Source organism: Corynebacterium sp. KPL1995 (assembly GCF_000477935.1).
GTDB lineage: Bacteria > Actinomycetota > Actinomycetes > Mycobacteriales > Mycobacteriaceae > Corynebacterium > Corynebacterium pseudodiphtheriticum.
On record NZ_KI515715.1, the window covers coordinates 927,813 to 952,970 of the forward strand.

General features: G+C 55.6%; 24 protein-coding genes. 13 read left to right on the forward strand and 11 right to left on the reverse strand.

The features are described from left to right. Window positions 1-243: 243 nt before the first annotated feature. Window positions 244-1,395, forward strand: coding sequence for an S-(hydroxymethyl)mycothiol dehydrogenase (locus HMPREF1292_RS04105; RefSeq protein WP_023018863.1), 1,152 nt, complete (start codon window positions 244-246; stop codon window positions 1,393-1,395). A 5-nt stretch (window positions 1,396-1,400) separates the two neighbouring features. Next, entirely contained in the window at window positions 1,401-2,018 is a 618-nt protein-coding gene (locus tag HMPREF1292_RS04110) for an MBL fold metallo-hydrolase (protein ID WP_023018864.1), read from the forward strand. Window positions 2,019-2,055: 37 nt separating this feature from the next. Here the strand turns inward: HMPREF1292_RS04110 and HMPREF1292_RS04115 are convergent, their stop codons facing one another. The 6 genes from HMPREF1292_RS04115 to HMPREF1292_RS04140 all read right to left on the reverse strand — a co-directional run bounded on the left by HMPREF1292_RS04115 (window position 2,056) and on the right by HMPREF1292_RS04140 (window position 8,527). Further along, on the reverse strand, window positions 2,056-2,919 hold the full coding sequence (locus HMPREF1292_RS04115; protein ID WP_023018865.1) for a cytochrome c biogenesis CcdA family protein: 864 nt from the start codon (window positions 2,917-2,919) through the stop codon (window positions 2,056-2,058). Between the two features lie 17 nt (window positions 2,920-2,936). Then, a complete protein-coding gene (locus HMPREF1292_RS04120; protein ID WP_023018866.1) occupies window positions 2,937-3,878 on the reverse strand; it encodes a thioredoxin domain-containing protein in 942 nt (313 codons plus the stop codon). Window positions 3,879-3,929: 51 nt separating this feature from the next. Beyond that, window positions 3,930-4,796, reverse strand: a complete 867-nt coding sequence (gene rfbA / locus HMPREF1292_RS04125) for a glucose-1-phosphate thymidylyltransferase RfbA (protein WP_023018867.1) — start codon at window positions 4,794-4,796, stop codon at window positions 3,930-3,932. A 6-nt stretch (window positions 4,797-4,802) separates the two neighbouring features. Continuing rightward, window positions 4,803-6,167 (reverse strand): dTDP-4-dehydrorhamnose reductase, encoded by a 1,365-nt coding sequence (gene rfbD, locus HMPREF1292_RS04130; RefSeq protein ID WP_023018868.1) that lies wholly within the window; start codon window positions 6,165-6,167, stop codon window positions 4,803-4,805. A gap of 15 nt (window positions 6,168-6,182) precedes the next feature. Further along, the gene (gene rfbB / locus HMPREF1292_RS04135) at window positions 6,183-7,169 is read right to left on the reverse strand and encodes a dTDP-glucose 4,6-dehydratase (protein WP_023018869.1); all 987 of its coding nucleotides are present in this window, start codon (window positions 7,167-7,169) and stop codon (window positions 6,183-6,185) included. Between the two features lie 233 nt (window positions 7,170-7,402). Next, window positions 7,403-8,527 (reverse strand): alpha/beta hydrolase family protein, encoded by a 1,125-nt coding sequence (locus HMPREF1292_RS04140; protein ID WP_021352819.1) that lies wholly within the window; start codon window positions 8,525-8,527, stop codon window positions 7,403-7,405. Between the two features lie 795 nt (window positions 8,528-9,322). Here HMPREF1292_RS04140 and lpdA point away from each other — a divergent pair. From lpdA to HMPREF1292_RS10425, 9 genes are all read left to right on the forward strand, one after another. After that, window positions 9,323-10,750: a dihydrolipoyl dehydrogenase gene (gene lpdA / locus HMPREF1292_RS04145; RefSeq protein WP_023018870.1), complete on the forward strand. Its 1,428-nt coding sequence runs from the start codon at window positions 9,323-9,325 to the stop codon at window positions 10,748-10,750. 353 nt (window positions 10,751-11,103) lie between these two features. Then, window positions 11,104-11,859 (forward strand): succinate dehydrogenase cytochrome b subunit, encoded by a 756-nt coding sequence (locus tag HMPREF1292_RS04150; RefSeq protein ID WP_021352822.1) that lies wholly within the window; start codon window positions 11,104-11,106, stop codon window positions 11,857-11,859. 66 nt (window positions 11,860-11,925) lie between these two features. Beyond that, window positions 11,926-13,935 (forward strand): fumarate reductase/succinate dehydrogenase flavoprotein subunit, encoded by a 2,010-nt coding sequence (locus HMPREF1292_RS04155; RefSeq protein WP_021352823.1) that lies wholly within the window; start codon window positions 11,926-11,928, stop codon window positions 13,933-13,935. Beyond that, window positions 13,935-14,684, forward strand: coding sequence for a succinate dehydrogenase/fumarate reductase iron-sulfur subunit (locus HMPREF1292_RS04160; RefSeq protein ID WP_021352824.1), 750 nt, complete (start codon window positions 13,935-13,937; stop codon window positions 14,682-14,684). The genes HMPREF1292_RS04155 and HMPREF1292_RS04160 overlap by 1 nt, the downstream gene beginning before the upstream one ends. A gap of 138 nt (window positions 14,685-14,822) precedes the next feature. After that, window positions 14,823-15,191 carry a hypothetical protein gene (locus HMPREF1292_RS04165; RefSeq protein WP_021352825.1) on the forward strand — a complete coding sequence of 123 codons (369 nt, stop codon included), beginning with the start codon at window positions 14,823-14,825 and terminating at the stop codon, window positions 15,189-15,191. A gap of 120 nt (window positions 15,192-15,311) precedes the next feature. Beyond that, the gene (locus HMPREF1292_RS04170) at window positions 15,312-16,685 is read left to right on the forward strand and encodes a DUF445 domain-containing protein (protein ID WP_023018871.1); all 1,374 of its coding nucleotides are present in this window, start codon (window positions 15,312-15,314) and stop codon (window positions 16,683-16,685) included. A gap of 94 nt (window positions 16,686-16,779) precedes the next feature. Then, on the forward strand, window positions 16,780-17,217 hold the full coding sequence (locus HMPREF1292_RS04175) for a hypothetical protein (protein WP_021352827.1): 438 nt from the start codon (window positions 16,780-16,782) through the stop codon (window positions 17,215-17,217). Between the two features lie 113 nt (window positions 17,218-17,330). Continuing rightward, window positions 17,331-17,720, forward strand: a complete 390-nt coding sequence (locus HMPREF1292_RS04180; RefSeq protein WP_023018872.1) for a DUF2516 family protein — start codon at window positions 17,331-17,333, stop codon at window positions 17,718-17,720. Window positions 17,721-17,766: 46 nt separating this feature from the next. Continuing rightward, a complete protein-coding gene (locus HMPREF1292_RS10425; RefSeq protein ID WP_023018873.1) occupies window positions 17,767-18,654 on the forward strand; it encodes a hypothetical protein in 888 nt (295 codons plus the stop codon). Between the two features lie 31 nt (window positions 18,655-18,685). On the opposite strand, the gene HMPREF1292_RS04190 is transcribed toward HMPREF1292_RS10425, so the two are convergent. Beyond that, complete coding sequence (locus HMPREF1292_RS04190; RefSeq protein WP_023018874.1) at window positions 18,686-19,576, reverse strand: DUF2993 domain-containing protein; 891 nt, start codon at window positions 19,574-19,576, stop codon at window positions 18,686-18,688. Window positions 19,577-19,605: 29 nt separating this feature from the next. After that, on the reverse strand, window positions 19,606-20,097 hold the full coding sequence (locus HMPREF1292_RS04195; RefSeq protein WP_023018875.1) for a DUF2505 domain-containing protein: 492 nt from the start codon (window positions 20,095-20,097) through the stop codon (window positions 19,606-19,608). A gap of 38 nt (window positions 20,098-20,135) precedes the next feature. Between HMPREF1292_RS04195 and HMPREF1292_RS04200 the strand changes: the two genes are divergently transcribed. Further along, on the forward strand, window positions 20,136-21,386 hold the full coding sequence (locus HMPREF1292_RS04200; protein WP_023018876.1) for a UDP-N-acetylmuramate dehydrogenase: 1,251 nt from the start codon (window positions 20,136-20,138) through the stop codon (window positions 21,384-21,386). 33 nt (window positions 21,387-21,419) lie between these two features. On the opposite strand, the gene HMPREF1292_RS04205 is transcribed toward HMPREF1292_RS04200, so the two are convergent. Next, the gene (locus HMPREF1292_RS04205; RefSeq protein ID WP_023018877.1) at window positions 21,420-21,935 is read right to left on the reverse strand and encodes a hypothetical protein; all 516 of its coding nucleotides are present in this window, start codon (window positions 21,933-21,935) and stop codon (window positions 21,420-21,422) included. A gap of 45 nt (window positions 21,936-21,980) precedes the next feature. Next, window positions 21,981-23,219 (reverse strand): alpha/beta hydrolase family protein, encoded by a 1,239-nt coding sequence (locus HMPREF1292_RS04210; protein WP_023018878.1) that lies wholly within the window; start codon window positions 23,217-23,219, stop codon window positions 21,981-21,983. A gap of 182 nt (window positions 23,220-23,401) precedes the next feature. Between HMPREF1292_RS04210 and HMPREF1292_RS04215 the strand changes: the two genes are divergently transcribed. Then, window positions 23,402-23,857, forward strand: a complete 456-nt coding sequence (locus HMPREF1292_RS04215; protein WP_023018879.1) for a hypothetical protein — start codon at window positions 23,402-23,404, stop codon at window positions 23,855-23,857. A 2-nt stretch (window positions 23,858-23,859) separates the two neighbouring features. Here the strand turns inward: HMPREF1292_RS04215 and HMPREF1292_RS04220 are convergent, their stop codons facing one another. Continuing rightward, complete coding sequence (locus HMPREF1292_RS04220) at window positions 23,860-24,825, reverse strand: polysaccharide deacetylase family protein (protein ID WP_023018880.1); 966 nt, start codon at window positions 24,823-24,825, stop codon at window positions 23,860-23,862. Window positions 24,826-25,158: the final 333 nt, after the last annotated feature.

Genomic DNA, 25,158 nt, shown 5'->3' on the forward strand with positions numbered 1-25,158 from the left:
AGCTTGTCGGGATCAATACATATCCATGGCGCACGCCGAGACGCTGCGAGTACCAGGTGGTTACCGGGGACCCAACTAATGGCCAGGATAATAGTTTCTGCTTGGAAAATTACACTACAACTATCGCCACATTAGCGATAATTCGTTACAGATTTCAGGTCAGAGGGATTCGGTACGACTCCGGGCGGATGTGGCGCATTCACGATTAGTGACGGGACAACAAACACAGGTAAGATTGTTGGCATGACACATAGTGAAGCTCTTATAGAAGACCAGAAAAACACCTCTGCTGGCCAATCCCAGCAAACCGTTAAAGGCGTCATCGCGCGCTCGAAAGGTGCAGAAGTCGAGACCGTCGACATTGTCATCCCGGCTCCTGGCGCACATGACGTCGTTGTTGCCGTGAAAACTTGTGGTATCTGCCATACCGATCTGGCTTACCGCGATGGCGACATTGAAGACGCTTACCCATTCCTGCTGGGCCACGAAGCTACTGCAGTCGTCGAATCCATCGGCAGCGAAGTTTCCCACGTCAAAGTTGGCGACACCGTCGTACTGAACTGGCGCGCTGTGTGCGGCGAATGCCGGGCCTGCAAGAAGGGTCAGCCACGTTACTGCTTCGATACCCACAATGCTTCCAAGCCAATGACGCTTGCCGACGGCACCGAGCTCACCGCAGCGTTGGGTATCGGGGCTTTGGCAGAAAAGACACTGGTACACGAAGGGCAGTGCACCGTGATTGATTCGGAGGCCGACGCGGCTGCTTCTGGCTTGCTGGGCTGCGGCGTTATGGCTGGCCTCGGAGCGGCCGTGAATACCGGTGAAGTTACTCGTGGTGAATCCGTGGCTGTTTTCGGCGTCGGTGGCGTCGGCATGGCAGCTATCGCCGGTGCCAGCTTGGTGGGCGCACGCAAAATCATTGCGGTGGACCTGGATGCGCAGAAGCTTGAGCGTGCCCGCGAAGAATTCGGTGCGACCCACACGGTGGATGCCAGTGGCAAATCGGAAGAAGAAGTTATCGAAGCAGTCCGCGAGCTCACCGACGGCTTTGGTCCTGATGTCACCATCGATGGCGTAGGCATCCCAGCTACCACCCGACAAGCTTTCTACTCCCGTGATCTTGCCGGACGCATGGTCATGGTGGGCGTTCCTGGGCCGGATGCGAAATTCGAGGTTCCAGCTATTGATTTCTTCTCTCGCGGCGGCGCATTGAAGCCATCCTGGTACGGCGATTGCCTGCCAGAGCGCGACTTCCCGTTGTACGCCGATTTGGCTAAGCAGGGACGCTTCCCACTGGACAAATTCGTGGATGAGCGCATTACCCTGAATGATGTAGAGAAAGCATTCGCAACCATGAAGGCAGGCAAAGTCCTGCGCAGCGTAGTGGAGGTGTAACACACATGCGTATTGACCATCTAGTGACTTCTGGAAAGTTCAAACTCGACGGCAATGAATGGGACGTCGACAACAACGTCTTCATCGTCGGCGACCATGATTGCTGGATCATCGACCCTTCCCATGAATTCGATACCATCGTCGGTGCCGTGGAAAACCGTAACGTCAAAGGCATTATTTTGACGCATGGCCACAGTGATCACGTCGATATTGCCCCGCAGGTCGCGGATCATTTCGGGGTGGAAATGTATATGCACCCAGATGACGAGATGCTGTGGGAAGAAGCTAACGGCGATCGTTCATTCGCCCGTCTTGCCGACGGCGACACCTTCGACGTAGAAGGCAGCACGCTGAAGGTTCTACACACCCCGGGACACTCGCCAGGTTCCTGTGTGTTGTACTGCGAAGATGAAGCAAAGATCTTTGCCGGCGATACCCTGTTTTCTGGTGGCCCGGGTGCAACCGACAAGAAGTACTCGGATTTCGGGACTATCATTGAGTCGCTGAAATCCAAGGTATTCACCCTGCCGGACGAGACCACTGTCATGCCAGGGCATGGTGATTTCACCACTGTGGGAGAGGAATTCTCCCACCTGGATGAATACATCGAGCGCGGCTACTAACAGTTAAGTCAAAGCCGCAATCGCGTCCAGTGGACGCTTATTGAGAGGCGTCAGCAGCTGAAGATTCAGTGTTGCTGGCGTCTTTTTCGTATTTGTCGTCTTTTTTCCGTAGCCCCATGAACAAGACGATGACGATGAGCACCACGATGGCGATGATGGCCAACGTCAGGTCAGACAAGTTTGCGAACTGCATGGCCCATTCTTGGATGCGTGCCTGGGTATCGGTACTCAGCGGCCCACCCCAGGCCGAGGTGCCGTGGCTGATGATAAACAGCACACCGATGGCGATGAACAGCGCACCGGAAATCATGGACACCACGTGCGTGGTGAAAGGACCGATTGTGATGGGTTTCGGGCGCATCTTGGAACCCAGATCCAGCTTTTCCCACAATAGCGCCAGGATGAACAGTGGGATGGCCATGCCGACGGCATAGGCTGCCATGATCGCTGCGCCATACCAGGCTGAGGCGGATACCGCGGCGGTGGTCAGCACAGCGCCCAGCAGAGGTCCGGCGCAGAAACCGGCGAAGCCATAAACTGCGCCTAAGAAAAACACTGCGCCTGGGCCGGAGCCTTTGGCTTTCGACGACAGGTTAGAAAAGGGCAGGCTGAAGCCTCCACCAAAGAAAGTGTAGATGCCGAGCGCAATGATGATGATTCCGCCAATCAGGATGATCGTGGACCGATGATCAACCATGAATGCGCCGATGCTGCCTACACCAGCCCCAATAGGCACCAGAACGGTGATGAGACCAGCCAAAAAGATCAAAGTCTTGAATACTAGGTGGCGGAGTGAATCGAAGGCATAAGCGAAAAATGCTGGTAGCAGTAATGCTGAGCACGGGCTGATCAGCGAGAGCACTCCCGCGAGCAAGGCACCAAAAAGACCAACTTCAATCATCTATCAGCCCAACCTTTCTACTTGTTTTTAGGGTGAGGCACGGTGCCGTCGGCAACTTTGGCTAGCTGGCGGTAAACCTCATCTTCGAAAACTTCGTAGGGCTGCGCACCAGAAATGAAGCGATCGCCAAGAATAAATGCTGGGGTACCGCGCATGCCGATGGACGATGCGTAGTGCAGAGCCTGGCGCACTACATCGCGGTATTCCTCGTCTTCGATTTCTGTGCGGAATTTCTCCAGATCTTCTATGCCAGCCTCTTTGGCAAAACGTACATAGTCAGTAATGTCATAGCCAGGGTGGCCGCCGGTCTGGTTGTCGTAGGTGTTGTTGTAGAGCACATCGTGGAATTCATAGAACTTACCCTGGTTACCAGCGGCGCGCCCTGCTTGTGCACCAGTTTCCGCGTGTGGGCCATTAACCGGCAAGTCGTTCCATTCGATGCGCAGTAGACCAGTGTCGACGAACTTTTCTTTCAACTTCGGAGCGGTCTCTACTGCAAATCGTGTGCAGAAAGGGCATTCAAAATCAGAAAATTCTGACAGCACCACCGGTGCATCGAGAGCGCCCATCGCAAAAGGATCTTCGGCGTTACGACGATGCACGTTCAAAATGTCGTCATTCGACGTGATCTCGGCACCAGGGCCGATGATGGTCGGATCCGGGGAATTTGGTTGTGCGAAATCTGTGCCGGGCTCCACCTGTTTGGCGAGCTCGCGGGCTTGTTCTGGGGAGTATTCACCACCCGGAATAGGCGTCGACTGCGAATCCGAATTACCAGACTGTGCGGAGCTTGGGGCCTGTGGGCCGTGCATCGCATCTTGGCCACCGGCGCTCATGGATTCATCGTCACCAGAGCGAACCACGGCGACAACAATGAGCACGGCCAGAGCCACTACCAGGGCTATTAACGTCCAGAGCAGCGCGGGCTTGCGCTGGAAAGCGTTACGTGAAGAGGACATTTCAACCTTCGTCTATCGGGAACTGACAGGCGGGTTGGGCCTGCGAGCACATTAATCTTCCCGGGCTGCGCGCTCTAAATAAGAGCCATAGCCGGACTTGATTAATGGTTGCGCTAAGTCCAACAATTCCCGGGCGCTAATAAATCCCTCTCGGTAGGCAGAAACTTCCGGGGACCCGATGATAACCCCAGTGCGTTTTTGCAAAACCTCCACGTACGCTGCAGCTTCAGACATCGAGTCCACGGTTCCTGTGTCTAACCACACATCTCCGCGTTGCATCCGTTGCACAGATAATTGCCCCCGGTTGAGGTATTCCTCGTTGATTGCTGTGATCTCAAGTTCGCCGCGCGCCGAAGGCTTGATCGATTTGGCGATCTCTACAACTGAGTTGTCGTAAAAATACAAGCCGACCACAGCATAGGGTGACGTTGGGGCGGCCGGTTTTTCTTCGATGGATAGCGCACGGCCTGTTGGGGAGAATTCGACGACGCCGTAACGCTGTGGGTCGGCAACTTCATAGGCGAAAATAATTCCCCCTTGGGGGGCGTGGCATTGTGGCAGCGCCCCAGAAAATCCATGACCATCAAAAATATTATCCCCGAGCACCAAAGCGACGTCATCATCGCCAATGAAGTCTTCGCCGATCAAAAATGCTTGCGCCAGCCCCTCTGGACGCGGTTGAATCTCATAATCCAACAGCAGCCCCCACTGCGAGCCGTCGCCAAGCAAGCGCTGAAAAGCAGGCGCGTCCGCTGGGGTGGTGATGATCAAAATTTCCCGAATCCCGGCTTGGATTAGCGTGGACAGCGGGTAGTAGATCATCGGCTTGTCGTAGATCGGCATGAGCTGCTTAGAAATCCCCTGCGTAATCGGGTACAGCCGCGTGCCGGATCCGCCGGCCAGGATGATGCCTTTCATAGCCACCTATGTTGCCAGATACAGCGCGAGGCTGGCGCGCCAATTGCTGGGCTGAAAACCAGTAGCTTTGATTTTGCTTAGGTCCAGGGTAGATTCTGCCGGTCGGGCGGCCTGGTCCTGGCCGTATTCTGCACTGCTAACCGGAGTGACATCAGCAGGGTCGCCACCGCAGCCAATGAAAACGGCCATGGCGATCTCATCCCGCGAAGCCGTGTCACCATCCGAGCTCAAGTTGTACACGCCATAAGGAGCACCGGTATCTAACAAATGCATGATGCCCCGTGCCAGATCCCGGGCATCCGTTGGCCGACCGCGCTGGTCGCAAACCACCTTGGGCTTTTTTCCGGCACGGGCGAGGGCAGCCATGGTGGCAATGAAATTTCCGCCATCGCCAAAAACCCAAGAGGTACGCACGACGTAATGCCGTGGGGTTGTCTGCGCTGCGGTATCTCCGGCGGCTTTACTAGCACCATAAGCAGACAGCGGGGAAGCGATTTCATCCTCTCCGTGGATCTCGTGCTGGCCGTCGAAGATATAATCCGAGGACACATGCACCAAAGTCAGGTTGTGCTCGTTAGCGATCGTGGCCAGTTTGGCCGGGGCAGCAGCGTTGACGGCCCAGGCGCCAGCCCGGTCGGTTTCGGCACCGTTGACGTCGTTATAAGCAGCGGTATTGATGATTGCCTGGTACTGGCGCCAGTCTCGTGCCGGAGGAGCAGTGATGTCGAACTCCGCGCGTGAACAGAACTCCACGTGGTTGTGGTTCCGCAGGGCCTGGCGTAATGCCTTTCCTAGTTGCCCGTCGGCACCGGTCACCAGAATCTTCCGGGGTGGCATTGGGGTAGCGTCGGCAAGCTGCGGATGTTGCCGATCTTTGGCGGAGATTTCGCTCGGCTCCAGCGGCCAATCGATCATATCCAAGTTCACGCTGGTGTAGCTGGCCTCGGGCGAATAGTGGTCATTAACCAGGTAAGTGTAGCTGGTGGCGTCGTGCAGAGCTTGAAAACCATTCGCGACACCCCGGGGAACAAAGACCGCAGTATCTGGTTCGATGCGCTGCGTGACGGTTGCGCCGTACGTCGGTGAGTCTGCGCGCAGATCACACCAAGCACCAAACACAGCACCGGTGGCTACAGAAACGAGCTTATCCCACGGTTCAGCGTGTAAACCGCGGGTGACACCGGCTTTTTCGTTAAACGAAATATTGTTTTGTACTGGTCCGAAATCAGGTAGCCCCGCGGCGACGAAAGCTTGCCGCTGCCAGTTTTCTTTAAACCACCCGCGGGCATCTTTATGCAGCTCGAGATTAATAATCAGCAGGCCATCGATGCCTGTGGTGTGTACTTGTGCACCACGATGCTCTGGTGTCATTTTCGTTGTCACTGCTTATTGCCCTCGCTTTGCGTAATTGTTTTCCACTGCTTCTTTCGCGTCCTGCCACCACGTGCGGTGACTGCGGTACCAGTCGATCGTGCTCTCCAAGCCCTCCCGCAAATCAGTGTAGTGTGGCCGCCATCCCAGCTCTTCAGTGATTTTTCTGGGGTCGATAGCATAGCGTTGGTCGTGTCCCGGGCGGTCGGCGACGTGTTCGAAGCCTGTGGCGCCATCGCTGCCCATGAGTTCACAAATGAGCTGGATTACCGAGAGATTGTTGGCTTCGCCGTGAGCGCCAATATTGTAAGTCTCGCCAATCTTGCCACGTTCTAGGATTGCGTGCACCGCCCGATTGTGGTCGTCGACATGAATCCAGTCGCGTACTTGTGCACCCGTGCCGTAGAGCTTCGGCGTGCGGCCAGACAGAATATTGGTAATTTGCCGAGGGATGAATTTCTCTATGTGCTGGTAAGCGCCATAGTTATTGGAGCAGTTCGAGATTGTTGCGCGGATGCCGAAGGAACGCACCCAAGCACGGACCAGGTGGTCGGAACCGGCTTTGGTTGCAGAATAAGGGCTGGAAGGCCGGTATGCGGTGGACTCGGTGAATTGCTCGCCGGAATCGAGTGCGAGATCACCGAAAACCTCGTCGGTAGAGATGTGGTGAAAACGCTTATCGTACTTCCGCACCGCCTCGAGCAGGCAATACGTGCCGACGATGTTGGTCTGCACGAACGGTGATGGGTCGCGCAGAGAATTGTCATTGTGGGATTCGGCGGCAAAATGTACCACGGTGTCCGCACGTTGCACTAGCTTGTCGACGAGTCCCGCATCAGCGATATCGCCAACTACAAGTTCGCAGTCAATTCCATTCAGGTTGGCGCGGTTGCCGGAATAAGTCAGTTTATCCAGCACGATTACGTGGATTTCGGGATACAGTTTGCGGGTTAGGCGCACGAAATTGGTGCCGATGAACCCGGCTCCGCCGGTGACAAGCATGGTGGACATGCCACTAGTTTAAGGCAGGTCCGATAGCTGGCAAGGGATAGTAGAAAGTTCGGCAAGGCCTGGCAGGACCTGGCATGGCGGGGCCTTGCTGAGCATGGCATGACAAAAAATCACTAGCCGTGCAATGCACAAAGACCACAATCACCGGGTGCCTGGCGATTGTGGTCTGCTGAATCAGCGATGCTATTTGATGCTGTTCCTAGCGCTGGTTCTGGTCTTATTGCTTATTGCTCGATGCCGAATGCGTTTGCAAAGGTTGGCCAGGAGGTGCGCAGGTCATCCTGCCAGTAGGACCAAGTGTGGGTGCCAACTGCTGGCTTGTGGTGATGCACCGGAATGCCCAAGTGGTTCAGCTTGGCCACGAAGCGGTGGGTGCAGGCGTTGGTGACAGCTTCGATACCGCCGCCGGCGATAGCGAGGTTGGCCTGGTTGGCCGACAGAGCTTGTTCTGGGATGCCCTGTGCGCGCAGACCTTCTGCAGTCTCGCGTTCACCAATCAAACCGGTGGCGTTAGAAACGTAGATCGCGGTGCCACGCAGGAACTCAGCCTGTAGCAGGGCGTCGTTTTCCAGTGCGCGTTGTGAACCCATTGGGCCCCAGACCTGATCTGGGTGTGCGCCGCCGCGGTTGACGGTCAGCCCAACAGAAGCACGTCCAATAGGGGAGTTGGTTTCAGCACAACCCGAGAACGAGCCGGTGGCGTCGAACATGCCTGGGTTGTGAGCGGCCAGCAAAAGCGAGCTGGTGGCAGACATCGACATGCCAGCAATGCCACGCTTACCGTTTGCGCCCAAGTAATTCTCGATTGGTCCAGGAAGCTCGTTGATCAGGAAGGTCTCCCACTTCTGTGGGCCTTGCAGGTATTTGCTACCGGTAGGGGTTTCGTTCCAGTCTGTGTAGTAAGAAAACGCACCGCGCATAGGAATGACGACGTTGATGTTCTTTTCCAGGTAGAAATCAACCACATCGGTTTGTGCGATCCAGTTGGCGGACTGCTCGCCACCACCGGCACCATTAAGCAGGTACAGGGTTGGGCGTGGGCCAGCTGATTCATCAGCCTTGATTGTTACGACCGGGATCTTCCGGTCCATGGAAGGCGAGTAGACCGTGACTTCCTGTACGCGGTTGCCCTTCTCCGCAATGACTTGACGCCAAGATTCGTCGTCGAATTCTGCTGGCAGGATTTCCTCGCTGACAGTGCCAGCCGGAATGGTGTTCTCGGCGGCTGGTTGCTGAACAGCACCTTGGGCGATGCCAGCTTGTGGGGCCGGTTGGGCAATGCCAGATACCGGGGTCAGCGCCAATGTGCTGATTGCAGCGGCGGCAACGGCGACGTTGCGAAGTTTCATGCGTGATCCTTACACAGTGTGAAGACTTAAACGGTGAAGACTTAAACGTGGAAACGTAAAACTCAATAACAGTTGGATAGTAGCTTAGCGTATGGCGAGTATTAGGGACATGTCTTCCGCTAATCGCGTGCGCTATTGAATATGTCGTCCTAAGCGGGCTCTTTGTTACTTCGGTGTTTTGTTACTGAACTGTTCTGGTACTGCACTGTTATGTTGCTGCACTGTTTTATTACTCCACTGTTAAGACTTTGTCGGACAAAAGGGCATGACCAAAAACGTTTCGAGCAAAAATCTTGCAGTTGGGGTGGGCCTGGAATAGGCTAAATTCTGCTTCACCCAGAGGGTGCCGTTTTCTGTACTTCTGCAGACTTTTGTATTTTCCCGGCAGCTCCGTAGAAAATTAGTTCCGTAGCCAACGCGGACACGACGTTGCCGATGGTGCACAGGATGCAGAAAATTCTTAGACCTGAATCAGACCTGAAAGAGTATTGACAATGCAGCTAGATAACCTGATCGTGATGTCCAACAACTTCTTCGGCCCAGCTATCCACGAGTTCTTTGCTGGTTTTGCAAAATTGAGCGCAGTACTGCACCTGATTTAATTCCTGCAGTTCGCGGCCAGCGGATTCTGGTTGTTGCAGCAACGACGCGGATTAACAACCGCCAAGATTAGCAACGACCACTATTAGCGAGGGCGAAGACTTACGGCGAACGTAATTAGGCACCTGCGGTAGCTCCGGTAGACTCTCGGAATTTCTTCCCGCGGGTGCTTTCACATGTCTGCAGGGATTACGTATGCTGGAGACCGTGACTAAAGAACATTATGATCTCGTTGTACTCGGCGCCGGACCAGGTGGATACGTTGCCGCCATCCGCGCTGCCCAGCTAGGCAAGAAAGTTGCTGTCGTCGAAAAGCAATACTGGGGCGGAGTCTGCCTCAATGTTGGTTGTATCCCTTCGAAGGCGCTGCTGAAAAACGCTGAGGTTGCCCACACTTTCAACCATGAGGCCAAAGACTTCGGCATCTCCGGTGACGTTTCTTTCGACTTCCCGACTGCGCACAAGCGTTCGCGCAAAGTCTCGAAAAAGATCGTCGGTGGCATCCACTATTTGATGAAGAAAAACAAGATTCAGGAAATCAATGGCCTGGGTCATTTCAAAGATGCCAAGACCATCGAAGTGAAAGAAGGCGACGATGAGGGTAAAACCCTGACCTTCGACGACTGCATCATCGCGACTGGTTCCGTCGTTAAGACTCTTCCTGGCATTGAGCTGGGTGGAAATATTGTCTCTTATGAAGAGCAAATCCTGGATGAAAATGCGCCAGAATCCATTGTAATTGTGGGTGCTGGTGCCATCGGCATGGAATTTGCTTATGTTTTGGCAAACTACGGCGTGGACGTCACCGTCGTTGAATTTATGGACCGGGTACTTCCAAACGAAGATGCGGATGTATCCAAGGAGATTGTTAAACAGTACAAGAAGCTTGGCGTGAAGCTGCTGACCAGCTATAAGACCACCTCTGTGAAAGACAACGGCGATAACGTCACCGTTGAGGTGGAGTCTAAGGATGGCAAGAAGCAAGACACGCTGACCGTTGATCGCTGCCTGGTTGCGGTTGGTTTTGCCCCACGGGTGGAGGGCTATGGCCTGGAAAACACCGGTGTGGAACTGACCGAGCGAGGCGCTATTGCAATCGACGAGCGTATGCGTACCAACGTGGACGGTATTTACGCCATTGGCGATGTTACTGCGAAGCTGCAGTTGGCTCACGTTGCTGAAGCGCAGGGTGTAGTTGCTGCCGAGACCATCGGCGGAGTGGAAACCCAGGAATTGGGCGATTACCAGATGATGCCACGTGCAACTTTCTGTAACCCACAGGTCGCTTCCTTCGGTTACACCGAAGAAGCAGCGAAGGAGAAGTGGCCGGATCGCGACATTAAGGTTGCCACCTTCCCGTTCTCTGCAAACGGTAAAGCGCTTGGCCTAAATGAGTCTGCAGGTTTCACTAAGCTCATCGCTGACGGCGAATTTGGCGAGCTTCTCGGCGCCCACTTGGTTGGTTCCAATGTTTCCGAGCTACTGCCGCAATTGACTCTTGCGCAGCGCTTCGACCTGACCGCGGGCGAAATTGCGCGCAACGTGCACACGCACCCAACGTTGTCCGAGGGTATGAAAGAAACCGCGCACGGCGTTGCTGATGGCCACATGATTAACCTCTAGAGCCTGTCGCTTAAAGAAAGTTTTACGGCCGCTCTACCGTTTTTGTTGACGGTAGGGTGGTCGTTTTCTTATGGGGTACTGTCCGAAAGTTTGACGCAGTATGGGTGAATGCTGGCTAGCTAAAAAATTGCTGTGCGTAAAGTCACATATCTTGCGGTTGAGTGATGGGCTCAGGTTGGCTTGCAGCTAAGGGTCGTGGCAGTAGCGATATTGTTGTTGTCGTTTAAGCCAAGCCTCACATAAAGCACCCCCGAAAACGTGACCGAAGTAGGCTAAAAACGCACCCAGCACGGTATTTTGGTTCGCGTCAACACCCCCGATCACCGTATGGTTAAAGCGACAATGGAGGTGCCATGACAATAAAGAATCCTGATCGTGAGGCAATCGCTCACGGAAAAATCTCGAACGAAAAAATTCGTGAATCGCCAGCAGTGCCAACTTGGGCCATTAAGCTGATTATGGCGATCACTGGCCTGTTGTTTGTGCTGTTCACGCTCGGACATATGGCTGGAAACTTGAAGCTCTACGCTCCAGCACATGATGGTGTACCGGCGCTAGATGAATACGGTGAGTTCCTTCGTAGCCTTGGTTCGCCATTGCTGCCGGAAGAAGCTTTCCTGTGGGGCTTCCGTCTCGTCTTGTTGGCTGCGCTGATTCTGCACGTTTGGGGTGCGTTTGCCCTGATCAGCCGCGCAAAGCAATCCCGCGGTAAGTTCAACCGCACCAACCTGATGGGCGGCGTAGATTCCTTCGCTACCCGCACCATGCTGGTCACTGGCCTGTTCCTTCTGCTGTTCGTCTGCTTCCACTTGCTGGACCTGACTTTGGGAGTTGCACCAGCGGCGACCGAACAGTTCGTGCACGGTGAAGTTCACGCCAACATGGTGGCTACCTTCAGCCGTTGGCCAGTCACCATCTTCTACGTGGTTGCCATGTGCTTGCTGTTCCTGCACATGTCTCACGGTATTCGCTTGGCCGTCTCGGACTTGGGCATCACTGGCCATAAGTGGCGTCAGACTTTCGTCGTGATTGCTTATGTCATCCCAGCAGTGGTTGTCATCGGCAACATCGTCATGCCTTTGTCCGTCCTGTTTGGTTGGGTGAGCTAGAACCTCACCAAGCGCTGACATAGTTCACGCGCCGCTAAAGTTCTAGCCAGATCGGAAAGATAGATTATGAGCAACACAGATACTTCGACTCGTAAAGAGTTCCGCCAGCCAGACTCTATTGTCGATGGGGTCACTCCGGGCGACATCCTGGAAAACGCGGAACCAAAAGGCGTTCCCATGCGGGACATGTGGAATTACCACAAAGACCACATGAACTTGGTTTCTCCACTGAACCGCCGCAAATTCACAGTCATCATCGTCGGCACCGGCCTATCCGGTGGTGCAGCTGCCGCAGCTCTCGGTGAGCTGGGCTATGACGTGAAGGTTTTCTCTTACCACGATTCACCTCGTCGTGCGCACTCCATTGCAGCACAGGGTGGTGTGAACTCTGCTCGTGGTAAGAAGGTCGACAATGACTCCGCTTACCGGCACGTGAAAGACACGGTTAAGGGCGGCGACTACCGTTGCCGTGAATCTGACTGTTGGCGCTTGGCGCTGGAGTCCGGTCGCGTTATCGACCACATGAACGCCATCGGTGCGCCGTTTGCCCGTGAATATGGCGGAACCCTGGCCACCCGTTCCTTCGGTGGTGTGCAGGTTTCCCGAACCTACTACACCCGTGGACAAACTGGTCAGCAGCTGCAGCTGTCGACCACCTCGGCTCTCTACCGGCAGATCGGCCTGGGCAACGTAGAAATGTTTGCACACCATGACATGCAGGACATCATCGTCCGCGAAGTTGATGGTGTGAAACACTGCGATGGCATCGTCACCCGCAACCTGATTGACGGTGAGATTAAGGCCTTTACCGGTCACGCGACCGTCATCGCAACCGGTGGTTACGGCAACGTCTACCACATGTCGACGCTGGCTAAGAACTCAAACGCAGGCGCCATGATGCGTGCGTATGAGCGTGGCGCTTACTTGGCATCACCTGCTTATATTCAATTCCACCCAACTGGCCTGCCGGTCAACTCCACCTGGCAGTCGAAGACGACACTGATGTCGGAATCGTTGCGTAATGACGGTCGTATTTGGTCGCCAAAGAAAGAAGGCGACGACCGCGACCCGAACTCCATTCCAGAGGACGAGCGCGACTACTTCTTGGAGCGTCGTTACCCAGCCTTCGGCAACTTGGTTCCGCGTGACGTGGCTTCCCGTGCACTGTCGCAGCAGATCAACGCCGGCCTAGGCGTAGGTCCTATGCAGAACTCCTGCTACCTGGATTTCCGCGATGCTATTGAGCGTCTGGGTAAGGAAACCGTGCGTTCGCGCTACTCCAACCTCTTCCAGATGTACGAAGAGTCGATTGGTGAGGACCCATACGAGACTCCGATGCGCATTGCACCGACTTGCCACTTCACCATGGGCGGTTTGTGGACCGACTTCAATGAAATGACTTCGATCGACGGGTTGTTCGCTGCGGGCGAAGCTTCGTGGACCTACCACGGCGCTAACCGTCTGGGAGCGAACTCGCTGTTGTCGGCATCGGTTGACGGCTGGTTTACCTTACCGTTCACGATTCCGAACTATCTGGCTGAGCACCTTGGCGAAGAGAAGCTGGCAGAGGATTCTGCAGAGGCTCAGGAAGTCGTCGAAGAGGTCAAGGATCGCTTAAACCGCCTGATGAATATTCGAGGCGAAAATCCACACGGTGCGGAGCACTACCACCGCCAGCTCGGCGAGATTCTGTACTGGGGTTGTGGTGTTTCGCGTAACGTCGACGACCTCAAGACCTCCATCGAAAAGATCCGTGAAATCCGTCGCGATTTCTGGGCGAATGTTCGTGTGACTGGCCAGTTGCATGACATGAACCAGGATCTCGAATACGCACAGCGTGTAGCCGACTACCTTGACCTCGGTGAGCTGATGTGCGTCGACGCACTGGATCGCAACGAGTCCGCTGGAGCTCACTACCGCGACGATCACCTTTCCGAAGACGGTGAGGCAGAGCGTGACGACGAAAACTGGTGCTTCGTATCCGCATGGCAGCCAAATGGCCCAGAGAAGTTCATCCGCCACGCTGACCCGCTGTACTTCGACTCGATCCCGCTGATGACAAGGAACTACAAGTAATGAAATTGACACTTGAAGTCTGGCGTCAGGCCGGACCTACGCAAGAAGGCAGCTTCGAGACCGTCCAGGTCGACGACGCCGTCGAGCAGATGTCCATCCTGGAGCTGTTGGACCACGTCAACACCGGACGTATCGAAGACAACAAAGAACCATTTGCATTCGCATCGGACTGCCGTGAAGGTATCTGTGGAACCTGTGGTTTGCTAATCAACGGTCGCCCACACGGGCCAGGCCAGAACACCCCGGCATGCCAGCAGCGTTTGTTCCAATTCAATGACGGCGACACCTTGCGCTTGGAGCCACTTCGCTCCGCAGCCTTCCCCGTCATCAAGGACATGGTTGTAGACCGTTCCGCTTTGGACGACATCATGCACCAGGGTGGCTACGTTTCCATGGATGCCGGTACCGCACCAGATGCCGATACCTTGCTGCAAAACTCCCAGGACAACGAATTGGCACTGGATCATGCAGCCTGCATCGGCTGCGGTGCTTGTGTGGCCGCTTGCCCGAATGGTGCTGCACACTTGTTCACCGGCGCCAAGCTGGTGCACCTGTCAATGTCGCCACTCGGAGCTAAGGAACGTGGCAAGCGCGCCCGTAACATGGTGGACGAGCTGGAGCGGAACTTCGGTGGTTGTTCGCTATACGGAGAATGTGCCGATGTTTGCCCAGCTGGTATCCCGCTGACCGCGGTTTCCGCAGTTACCCGTGAGCGTGCCCGTGCGGCGTTCCGCTCGAAGGACGACTAAGACGAATTAAAAGTGCCGGCGCAGCGTGTTATGCACAGCTATTTTGCTTGTTCACACACGGTTCGGCACCACTTTTGCTGGCAGCAAATCTAGACTAGAGTTGTCACTAGTGATACAGAAGAAAGGCTTTGGCACCCCATGAGCACCAATGAACAAGTAGCGGACTTCGCTGCGGAGACCTACCCAAGCTATTCGCAGGAACTACACCACAGCTACATCGAGGGCTACAACCCAGTTTCCTTGGGCGCGCCGCACTCGTCGCTGTTGCGTAATTCGACTTGGATTGGCATGGGCCTTCTTCTCGGCTTCTTCCCATTCGCTGGCACCCTGATTTGGGGCATCAGCACGGGTATTTGGGATGCCGGTACCGCAGCTAATTACTCCACTATTTTGACCATCATTGGCGCCATTGGTGTTGTTGTTACTTTGGTCGGTGGTTTTGGTTCGATCCACTTTGGTCGCCGGTATTACCGTCAATATGTGAAGGAAACCGGCCGCACCTCCTAACGCGCCTTTCCTGCCAGCCTCGCCCCGTACCTGCTAGATGCCTACCGCGTCTAGGCAGGGCGGGGCTTTTCGTAGTTCGAGACAACGCCCTCAAGAATCCGAGCGGAGACCACGCAGAATATGAATCCCCCGAAACACAGCATCGCCGCTAAACGCACGGCCGCGAAAAGCACGGCTGGCAAAAACGCTTTTGCAAACAGCTCTTCGGTAAACCACGCAGCTGCTAACAATGCTGCACCCACAGACCAGCAACGTGCTCTTGAACTACGCAAGCACAAGATATTCGTTACCAGCCTATTGGTGCTGGCTGCTGTGATATTTCTGGGCTGTTCCTGGTGGCAAAGCCAGCCGGGCGATACCCCAGGGTGGGTTGGTTATGTGCGCGCCGCCGCAGAGGCCGGCATGGTCGGTGGCTTGGCGGACTGGTTTGCAGTGACCGCTTTGTTCCGGCACCCGATGGGCCTACCGATCCCGCACACGGCATTGATTCGCAAAAAGAAGGACCAGTTAGGTGATTCGCTGTCGCAATTTGTTGGCGATAATTTTCTCAATGCTGAATTAATCACTTCCAAGGTGCGTGCAGCCAAATTGCCGGAATGGTTGGGGGCGTGGCTAAGCGAACGCGAAAACGCTGAGAAAGTCTCCCGGGAAGTGGGCAAGCTGACCACGAATATTGTGCGAGCCATCGACGCGCAAGAAGCCGAAGAACTTATCCAGCGGCACTTGATCGATAAGGCTGCCGAACCGATATGGGGCCCGCCACTAGGACGTACGCTCGACGCCTTGATCGATGAAGGCAAGTTAGAACCAGTTGTTGACGAAGTTGTGACCTGGGCGAAGAGCAAGATTGACGATTCGGAGGAGTCGATTGTCACCTTGATCAACGATCGCATGCCGACTTGGGCTCCGCGTTTTGCTCGGCAATTGGTGGGAGAGAAAGTTTTCCGCGAGATGGCGTCGTTTATCAGGGAAGTGGAGGCCGACCCGCAACATCCTGCACGGAAATCCATTCGCAAAGGGCTACGCCAACTGTCGTATGACCTACAGTTTGATGCCACGATGATTAGCCGGGTAGAAGAATGGAAGGCAGAGATCCGCGGTTCACGCGCGGTGAAGACATTACCGGAAATGTTGTGGGATAAGGCTTCAACAGGTTTGCTGAGCGCTGCCGAAGATCCAGAGTCGACGCTGCGCCAGAAGATCGTGGAACTGTGCGTGCGCTGGGGAGAAAATATCCGTGCCGATGCTGAACTGCGTGGTTCGTTGGACCGGAGAATCAACTCTGCAGTGGAGTTTTTGGCGAATAACTACTCTTCGGAAGTCACAGGACTCATTTCTGAGACAATCGCGCGCTGGGATGCTGATGAAGCCAGCGAGAAAATTGAGCTTATGGTGGGTAAAGATCTGCAGTTTATTCGGCTTAACGGCACCGTTGTTGGTGCGCTGGCTGGCTTGGTTATCTACACTGTCAATCAGCTACTGTTTGGCGCTTAAACAAAAAACACAACCGGGGTGAGCGCCCACCATGTCAACCCCACCATGTCAACCCCACTAGGCACGACCCCCAGAGGACAGATGGAGTACCACTATGACTGATAAGCGCAAGCGATTTTCGGCAGACGACATTGTAGATTCGCTCAAGCAGACTGGTTCCTCTTTGCGTTCTGTAGCTGGCGAATTTGCGGAAAATGCCGCTCAGAACTATCACGATCGTGATGCCATTGGCACAGCGAAAAACGCAGCGCGCCAAACCGCGCAGGATTTCCGCGGCATTGATAGTTTCGACGATTTGAAAGAAACCGGTTCGAAGCTGTGGAAGCGTGGTAAATACTTGGGCAGCGAATTCGGTTCTGAGTTACGCGATGCCGTCGCGAAAACCCGCCATAGTGAAGCAGTAAGCGAGGCCAAAGCAAGACTGCGCAAGTTTCCTAGGCGGGGGAAAGATGCTGATGCTGCCGCGAAAAACAGGCAGCCACATATTATTGAGGGCGAAGTTGTTGATATCGACGGCCACAAGCCGGACTAAACCGGCTCCCCGGCGCCGGCTGATGGCGCCCGCCAGTATCTCGCGCGAATGCGCGTGCGTGTGATAATTTTCGCTAGTTAGACTAATCGTATTCCGAGGGACCCCGACACCACATGATTGTTGACGTATTATCGCAAGCCAATTTCGCTGCTGAACAGACCCAGCACTTGGCACAACTGCCACCTAGTGGGCCTTCGTTAGAGCCTTGGCAGTCTAATCTCTTGTACGGCTTGTTTTGGCTGCAACAGGGGCTTTATTCTCTGGTGGCCATTGCCGGTTTGGCTGGCGCTATTTCGGCGGCTATGACCCGTGACGACGCCTTTGATGCGGATTCCCGCCAATCAAAGATGGTGTGGGTTGCGATGTTGGCTGCCTCCGCATTTATCGTGCCGATGCCGATTCCGATTTTGCCGTGGGTCGGCATGGTGGTTATCGGTATTTACTGGTTTGACGTTCGCCCTTCGCTCAAAGCCTTGATCAACGGCGAATATCGCTGGGATTAGGCCTGTGCGCTTCGCCCTATAGCAGCAGATGATGTGGAACTAAAAGATGGAAGAAAACTGGTTACATCAGTTTCTTGCGTGGGATTTTCGCGCCCCGCACGTCGGCTTAGCTGAAGTGCGCAATGGTGTGGCCGCCGCTATTGCTGCAGGGGTTGGGGCGGTTGTTGTGAGCCCGAATCACGTAGCGACAGCGGCAAAAACGCTGGACAGATACGTGCGGCAACACGGTGGAGATCATTACGACGACGATGCGGATGAATCCTCCGTGTTAACGATCATCACGGCAGTTGGTTTCCCGACGGGGCGCCACCATATTTTGGTAAAAGCATCTGAGGCGCGGCTGGCGGTTTCGCAAGGAGCGCATCGTGTCTGGGCTTGTGTGGACACGAGTAATACTGACGCTAATGCCCTTCTCAGCGACATGATTAGCCTTCGGGAAGCCGTACCCGCCCCGGCACAACTCGGCGTGGTGGTGCCGGATTATTCCGCGCCAGAGCAGCAGTCTGCATCAGCGCCAAAGCAGCAGTCTGCATCAGCAGCGGGACAGCAGTCGGGGCAGCTGTTAGAGCAGCAGTCGGGGCAGCTGGCAGGGGAGGAAACGTGGAAGCCGGAAACCCGGCGTGGCGAATTGGTATCTACTTGTGATTTCGCGAAGGTGGATCAACTCGTAGTAACTTCCCAAACGAAGTACCCGGCACAATGGACAACGGCGCAGCAGTTGCCTGATCGCATTCCAATAGTTTTGGACATGGGAGCGGGTACAAAGCTAGCTGAATCCCCGGCTGCTGATTCTTCATTAGTGGAGTGGCTGGTTGCGGAATCCGCAGACCTTGCAGCCAACAAAAAGGCCTTGGAAAAAACAGAAACCGCCAAGCAAATCTTGGCGGTAATTCCTGTACCCGTTGGGGCTACTCGTAAAAATAAAAACTCTTAGCTAGCCAAAGCTAGGTTAACAGTGCATCTACCTAACTTTTACGGACTGGTGCCGTCGAATTTGCTCCGGCATCCTGTTCAGCGTCCTTGCCCGAACCACCAGGATTGGCCCCCGGCGTTGCGTTAAGCTCTTTGCTCATATCCGAAGGATTCACGTTGCGACCCTCCAAGGTGATTACCAAACCGTGGTCATTGAATTCAATTGCAGTGATATCCAACTGCCCACCGGTAGCCTCGCGCAGGTTTTGGTTCAAGGAATTCGCGATACCGTCAGCGGCGCCCTCCGGGAGTGAAAAGCCCAGGATTTTTGCTTCAGAAGCATCGAAAGAGACATTTCCGTTGTCCCCCACCAGTGGGCGCAGCGTCAGATTCGCAGCGCCGGACAGAAACTTCACGGTGATGGTACCGGCTTCGTGATCCGTTGAGATGTCTGAGACCACGAGCTCACCCAAAAATGCGGCGCCACCGAGTTGTTCCCGCAGCCCCTCTTGGATGGTGTGAGTGAGGTACTCGTCGGGAAGCTCCGAGCGGGTGCGCAGGAATTCTGCTTCCCCAGATTCAAGCGCCATGGATTCCATGTGTACGTGTGAGGCGGGCATTCCCTTGTAGTTGCCCTCGGCATCCTGCTGCAGCGTGGATGGGGTATCGATGTTGACTTCGCTGAGCTTCCCACCGACCAGGCCGAACAACACTGGGCTGGAACCGAAGGAGACTTCTGGGTCTTCGGTCATCTCAATGCCTTGGGCCTCGATGTCTTCACGGAAGCTCGCGCGCAGTTGTTGACCAATGAAATAACGCGCGCCAAATTCCGCCAACAACACCAGGATCAGTACCGCCACCAAGACGGCGACGATGATTTTCCAGGCAGTTGCGGCGGATGCTTGTGCTTTAGAGCTGACTGGGGCTTGAGAGCTAGAAGGCATAGGCACAGTCTAGCGTGAGACGGCCGGGATTAGAGGTTTTCGTTAATCCACTTTTCGGTCAGCTGGCCTTCGTTGTCGAAGAGCTCTTCTAGTGCTTCGCCAACCTTGGGCTCGATAGCGGCACCCATCATTGGGATGTTGACGGAAACGTCGTTGGTGTAGCTCAGGGTGGTGGTTTCACCTTGGCCTGCTAGCTGAACGGTGCCTTTGAAATCGACCGGGGTGCCTTTGACGTCGGCGTTGTAGGAAAGTTCTGCTTTGTCGTCGGCAAGCGCGCCAACTTTGACGGTGCGCTTAACCTTCAGCGACTGCGAGACCATAGCGCGTACGGCCTCCGGCAGGATGGTGACGGGAAGCAGCTCGAACAGGGTGGCTTCGTTGTTGGAGAACTCGTTGAGCTCGCCTGGTTCTGGCGAAAGGTTTTCGGCGATATAAGCCCAGTACTTCTCGTTGGTCAACGCCTGGTGGACTTTTTCGGCGGAGTGATTGATGGTCACTGTGTTTTCGCTACGGGTAGACATGCCCTACAGACTACCCTGTGATAGTGATGAATGATTTTATGACTCAAGCAAATACGGCCTTGGATACCCCGGAGTTGCAAACGCTTGCCGACGCCGGAGTGCTCGAACGCCTCGATGGCGTGGAATTTTCTCAATTGACGACGTTTCACCTGGGTGGTGCCCCGCGGGCTGCCGTGCGAGCCGCGACTGGTGAGGCCGCCGCGGCGGTGGTTCGCGCCCTGGATGCTGCCGGGGTGGAGCTGCTGATTGTCGGTGGTGGATCCAATTTGCTGGTGACCGACGAGCCGCTGGATGTGGTTGCGGTAATTATGGGCGATGACCACCTGGAGATCGACGCCAGCACCGGTGTGTTGCGCGCGGGCGCGGGCGCTATCTGGGATGAGGTCGTCGCTGCCAGCATCGATGCGGGGCTTGGTGGCTTGGAGTGCTTATCGGGCATTCCGGGTTCTGCCGGTGCCACCCCGGTGCAAAACGTCGGCGCCTATGGCGCGGAGATCGCGGATGTACTCACTCGTGTGCAGTTGTTAGATCGTGCGACCGGTACCGTCGAATGGGTGCCTGCCAGTGCGCTGGATTTGGCGTATCGCTATTCCAATTTGAAATTCACCTCGCGCGGGGTGGTGTTGGCCGTGGAGTTCCAGCTGCGCACTGATGGTTTGTCAGCGCCGTTGCGTTTTGGCCAGCTGGCGGGCGAGCCGGGCCAGCGTCGCGATCCAGCGGAGGTGCGTGAGGAGGTGCTGGGCCTGCGTCGTTCCAAGGGAATGGTGCATGATCCAGCAGATCATGACACGTGGTCGGCGGGTTCGTTTTTTACCAACCCAGTAGTGCCGGAGACGCTTGCCGACGAGATCACCCAGGTGGTTGCCGCTGAGCTGGGTGCCGACGAAGCAGCGGGCATGCCCCGTTTCCCGGTGGCTGCAGGCAGTATGGCCACTGAGGGGTCTGATACTGGGGGTTCTGGCACTGAGGTTTCCGACACTGAGGGGTCTGGCACTGAGGTTTCCGGTGGTGCCGCAGGGGCTTCCGGTGGGGCTGGAAATGGAGCCGCAGAAGCACTGGTGAAGCTGTCTGCCGCCTGGCTGATTGATCGCGCCGGTTTTGCCAAAGGCTACCCGGGTGCGGATGCCCCAGCGCGCTTGTCGACGAAGCACACCCTGGCCCTGACCAACCGGGGCGCGGCGCGGGCTGCGGACGTCGTCAAGCTAGCCCGTGATGTGCGCGCCGGGGTGCAGGAAAAATTTGGGGTACAGCTTGAGCCCGAACCGCTGTGGATCGGGCTGGAAATCTAGCCACCATCGTGGCGAAAGACTGCGCGAAACGGGCTAGCGCGGGACTTCGATGGTGACGGTTTTGCCGCCGTAGCCGTGTTCTTGGTCGTGGCCTTCGACGGTGACCTCGTTGACGTTGTCCGGGATCTCGAAGGGGCCGCGGGAGCGAGTAAATGGCTGCTCGTTGGCGTGGTCGTGGCCGAGTTCGTGTTCGGCTAACACGGTGCCGTCTTCGTCGAGCACGCGCCAGCCGTCGGCGTAGCGCTCCGGGGAATCATAGGGCGAGGACACCGTCACGGAGATGCGGTATTCGCCATCGGAACCGGATAATTCGGCTTCCAGAATGTCCGGGTATTTCTGGTCGGCTGTGTCTGAAGCAGCATCTTTTGCATCGTCTTTCGCCTTGTCGGCCATGCTGCCTGCGGCGTCAGTAGCGGATTTAACCGTGCTCGAGGCTTGCTCACTAGCGCTATTAACAGTCTCATCGGCGCTGTCCGCGGCGTTCGAGCATGCTGCCACGGTAAGCATGGAGGTCGCGGCCAGGGCAGTGAAAGTACGTGAAAGTTTCATGCCCGCCTAGTCTAACTGCAGCTCACGCGTCTAGCAGGGTTGTTACTATTCTCCCGGGGTCGGGTAGGTGTATTTGCCTTGGGTTACGCTGGCCCAGGCCACGGGGAGCTGTTGCTTGTAATACGGCCAGTCGTGGATGCCGGTTGGTGCGTGGTCGAACTCAATGCGCTCGTGCATCAGGCCCTTTTCCTGCAATGAGTGCTCCAATTCCGCGGTGCATTGGTTCGTGAGTTTTTCCAGCGTGATATTGCCGAAGAACGTCGGAATGCCCTCGGGGCGGGCCAGCTCAATATCATGTTCAGTGGCGTAGCCATTGGCGGAATAGATATAAACCGGCATGCTGGCGATACCCTTTGGGTCCGAGACGACGTCGCTACGCAGGCGCTCCGGGGTGTTGCCCGGGCCCCACATCAGCTCTGGGTTGCCACCCATGACAAGCGCTGCCAGGTCGAAATAAGCACGACCAGCAGTGCTGATCGACGAATAGCAGCCCGAAACCGAGAAAGTACCGGAATACAGCTGTGGGTACAGATTGGCCAGACGGACGGCAGCCGAACCGCCCATGGACAAGCCGCCGATATAGCGCTCACCGTTAAAAGGGATACCGGTTTGTTGTTCCATGACGCCAGGCAGTTCCTGGGTCAGGAAAGTTTCCCACTTCGCGCGGCCCAAATACGGGTCGGTGGCGTTCCAATCCGTGTAGTTGGTGCCACCAGCCTCGACAGGCATGATCGTGGTGACGTGTTCATTCGCCATGGTTCCTTGCACGTCGCCTTTTCGCAGCCATCCGGACTGACGCGGGGCTGACACGCCGTCGAGAAGATACAACATCGGTGCGGCTGCGTTGCGGTCCTTCGGGTACTGCACTTGCACCTGGACGACGCGGCGCATTGCCGGGGACTCCACGTAGAGACGTTCGACGTCGAAACGCTCGTCTGCTTCGCGGTGGATCAGGCGCGGCTGTGCAAAATCCTGCTCCTTGTCGATGGTGTAGGGGGTTTGCTCGCCCCATAGGTTCCACATCGGCAGTTGATGCCAAGGGGTGTGGTTCTGGAAAAATTGAAGAACATTTAGCACATGTCCCTGCACAGCTGGGTCTTTGGACCATTCCGCCATTGGCGCGGAAGAACCATCGAAAGCGATCCGGGAGCTGGTTTCGCTGGAAAACTGTTGCGCGTGTGCTTGTGGGGTGGCCACGGCAGACGAGACAGCAGCGGCTGCAGGCAGGCTGAATGCCGCAGTCAGAGCAAGGGCAGCTGCGCGCTGGAATAACGAGGATGACATGGGCTGGCTCCAAAAGGATAAGTCGAGTGGGGGAGATCTCGCGGCTACGTGGAGTGCGAGCCGATGAGCTTTGGAGACATCATAAATGGGGGCGCCGAGAAATGTAGAATCCCAAAAGCTTTCGCGAGTATCTGGGTACTCTAGGTTTATGTGACGCTTTAACCCCGGAGGTGTAATCCCCTATGGCGAATCAACAATCTCGTCTACATTCACAAGTTTTTGGATACAATGCTGCTCGCTGGGTTTGGATCGCAGTGACAGTAGCTATCACCATCTGGTTTTTGCTCATGATGAGTTGGGTGGCGTTTCTCTTGGTCATCGTGCCGGCAATCGTCGTGTTGTTTCACATCGATACTCAGTTGGACCAGGAGCAGCAGACTCTAAAAATCAAAGTTTTGTGGGTCCCTGTAAAAACCTGCAATCTTGCAGATATCAAGGAAGCTGCTATCCCACGGGACCCTTTGCCATTGGAACGTAATACCTTCGGCGTGCACTTCATCGGAGGTGCATTGTCTATGCACGCGGGCGCGGCCAACTTGGCGCTGGAGATGAAAGATGGCAAAACCTACCGCGTGACGGTGGACCGGCCACAGCAGTTTGTGAAGCGGTTGAATAACGCGGCTCAACGCGATGCGTAGCCCTAGCGGGTACCGTAGACCCGTCCAGGTTCCGGCGAGCCGTGCAGGCGATCCAAAGTCACTGGTTCTAGGCCTTTGGCGCGCAGCCCGTCGATGATGCACGTGGTCGCGTCAGCGGTGGTGTTGTGAATATCGTGCAGCAGCACGACCTCACCGCCGTTGGCTTGGTTGACCGTGCGTTCGCAGACTGTGTTGGCGTCACGATCGCGCCAGTCGAAAACGATGACATCCCACAGCGCGACCCCCATCCCGTGCGCACGGGCTGCCTGCACGACGTTGTCATTGTGAGCGCCGTACGGCGGGCGCAACCAGCGTGGTGTCGCACCGGTGACTGCCTGCACGGCCTTGGTGTTTTGAGAAATCTCAGTATGCACACGAGTTGGGCTGCTCAGGGCGAAGTTCACGTGCGTTGTTCCATGATTGCCGATGGTGTGGCCCGAATTGACGATGCGACGCGCCGTATCTGGCAAGGCATGCACCATCGGGGTCTGCACGAAAAACGTAGCTTTTGCGTGTTTGGAGTCGAGAGTATCCAGAATTCGGTTGGTCGGCGGCTGCGGGCCGTCGTCGAAAGTTAAAGCTACGCAATTCGAGCAATCACCGGCTGGAGTAACAGGAGCTGGTGGTTGATAACCAGGCTGCAAGTTTGGTGGGGTCGGTTTGCTGCGTGGCTGCGGTGTGGAAGAAAGCTGCTGGACTTCCTTAGGCAAGGAAGCGAAAAACGCACGGTAGGCCTCGTCGGTGGAGTTATGGAAAAACTCCAGGATCTGTGATCCCAACTGGAACTGATCCCAGCGTGGCCCAATCGAGCTACCGGGAAGAGCAGGTGCGGAAGAAGCAAGATTCACTACGGCGCCAGAGCGCGCCGAATTGCTGGAACTCGCAGGATTAGCGTGTGCTTCGATCGGAGACGAAAGCAAGCTCGCAATGATGGTGCACGAGCCGAAAATTACGGCGAGTTTCTTCAAGTCTGGTGCCTTCCGGAAAATATGGGAGTGGTTGGTGAACCGACTATAACAAGTTGCGGAAGTTATAGAAGTGAAAGAAACTCACTAGTGGTGCATTCAAGAAGTTTTAGATGTAAATAGTCGGTAGATCTGACTTTTGGGTTTTGAAGCGGGGCCGAATTGTATTTTTAAAATTTTCGTGATGAGCGGGATTTACAACCTTGACATGCCGCGACCTGCGGTATGAGAAACAATTTCCGCTGGGGTTCAGTTCTCATTACCCCTGATATACTTCACACCCAGGACCGGATTAATGACTGGTAGCTGGGGTTCAGTTCTCATTACCCCTGATAT

What these genes read in the sequence shown, in the direction of transcription:
- HMPREF1292_RS04105 (WP_023018863.1), top strand. Translation starts at nt 244, where the DNA reads ATGACACATAGTGAAGCTCTTATAGAAGACCAGAAAAACACCTCTGCT.
- HMPREF1292_RS04110 (WP_023018864.1), top strand. Translation starts at nt 1,401, where the DNA reads ATGCGTATTGACCATCTAGTGACTTCTGGAAAGTTCAAACTCGACGGC.
- HMPREF1292_RS04115 (WP_023018865.1), bottom strand. Translation starts at nt 2,919, where the DNA reads ATGATTGAAGTTGGTCTTTTTGGTGCCTTGCTCGCGGGAGTGCTCTCG.
- HMPREF1292_RS04120 (WP_023018866.1), bottom strand. Translation starts at nt 3,878, where the DNA reads ATGTCCTCTTCACGTAACGCTTTCCAGCGCAAGCCCGCGCTGCTCTGG.
- rfbA (WP_023018867.1), bottom strand. Translation starts at nt 4,796, where the DNA reads ATGAAAGGCATCATCCTGGCCGGCGGATCCGGCACGCGGCTGTACCCG.
- rfbD (WP_023018868.1), bottom strand. Translation starts at nt 6,167, where the DNA reads ATGACACCAGAGCATCGTGGTGCACAAGTACACACCACAGGCATCGAT.
- rfbB (WP_023018869.1), bottom strand. Translation starts at nt 7,169, where the DNA reads ATGCTTGTCACCGGCGGAGCCGGGTTCATCGGCACCAATTTCGTGCGC.
- HMPREF1292_RS04140 (WP_021352819.1), bottom strand. Translation starts at nt 8,527, where the DNA reads ATGAAACTTCGCAACGTCGCCGTTGCCGCCGCTGCAATCAGCACATTG.
- lpdA (WP_023018870.1), top strand. Translation starts at nt 9,323, where the DNA reads ATGCTGGAGACCGTGACTAAAGAACATTATGATCTCGTTGTACTCGGC.
- HMPREF1292_RS04150 (WP_021352822.1), top strand. Translation starts at nt 11,104, where the DNA reads ATGACAATAAAGAATCCTGATCGTGAGGCAATCGCTCACGGAAAAATC.
- HMPREF1292_RS04155 (WP_021352823.1), top strand. Translation starts at nt 11,926, where the DNA reads ATGAGCAACACAGATACTTCGACTCGTAAAGAGTTCCGCCAGCCAGAC.
- HMPREF1292_RS04160 (WP_021352824.1), top strand. Translation starts at nt 13,935, where the DNA reads ATGAAATTGACACTTGAAGTCTGGCGTCAGGCCGGACCTACGCAAGAA.
- HMPREF1292_RS04165 (WP_021352825.1), top strand. Translation starts at nt 14,823, where the DNA reads ATGAGCACCAATGAACAAGTAGCGGACTTCGCTGCGGAGACCTACCCA.
- HMPREF1292_RS04170 (WP_023018871.1), top strand. Translation starts at nt 15,312, where the DNA reads ATGAATCCCCCGAAACACAGCATCGCCGCTAAACGCACGGCCGCGAAA.
- HMPREF1292_RS04175 (WP_021352827.1), top strand. Translation starts at nt 16,780, where the DNA reads ATGACTGATAAGCGCAAGCGATTTTCGGCAGACGACATTGTAGATTCG.
- HMPREF1292_RS04180 (WP_023018872.1), top strand. Translation starts at nt 17,331, where the DNA reads ATGATTGTTGACGTATTATCGCAAGCCAATTTCGCTGCTGAACAGACC.
- HMPREF1292_RS10425 (WP_023018873.1), top strand. Translation starts at nt 17,767, where the DNA reads ATGGAAGAAAACTGGTTACATCAGTTTCTTGCGTGGGATTTTCGCGCC.
- HMPREF1292_RS04190 (WP_023018874.1), bottom strand. Translation starts at nt 19,576, where the DNA reads ATGCCTTCTAGCTCTCAAGCCCCAGTCAGCTCTAAAGCACAAGCATCC.
- HMPREF1292_RS04195 (WP_023018875.1), bottom strand. Translation starts at nt 20,097, where the DNA reads ATGTCTACCCGTAGCGAAAACACAGTGACCATCAATCACTCCGCCGAA.
- HMPREF1292_RS04200 (WP_023018876.1), top strand. Translation starts at nt 20,136, where the DNA reads ATGACTCAAGCAAATACGGCCTTGGATACCCCGGAGTTGCAAACGCTT.
- HMPREF1292_RS04205 (WP_023018877.1), bottom strand. Translation starts at nt 21,935, where the DNA reads ATGAAACTTTCACGTACTTTCACTGCCCTGGCCGCGACCTCCATGCTT.
- HMPREF1292_RS04210 (WP_023018878.1), bottom strand. Translation starts at nt 23,219, where the DNA reads ATGTCATCCTCGTTATTCCAGCGCGCAGCTGCCCTTGCTCTGACTGCG.
- HMPREF1292_RS04215 (WP_023018879.1), top strand. Translation starts at nt 23,402, where the DNA reads ATGGCGAATCAACAATCTCGTCTACATTCACAAGTTTTTGGATACAAT.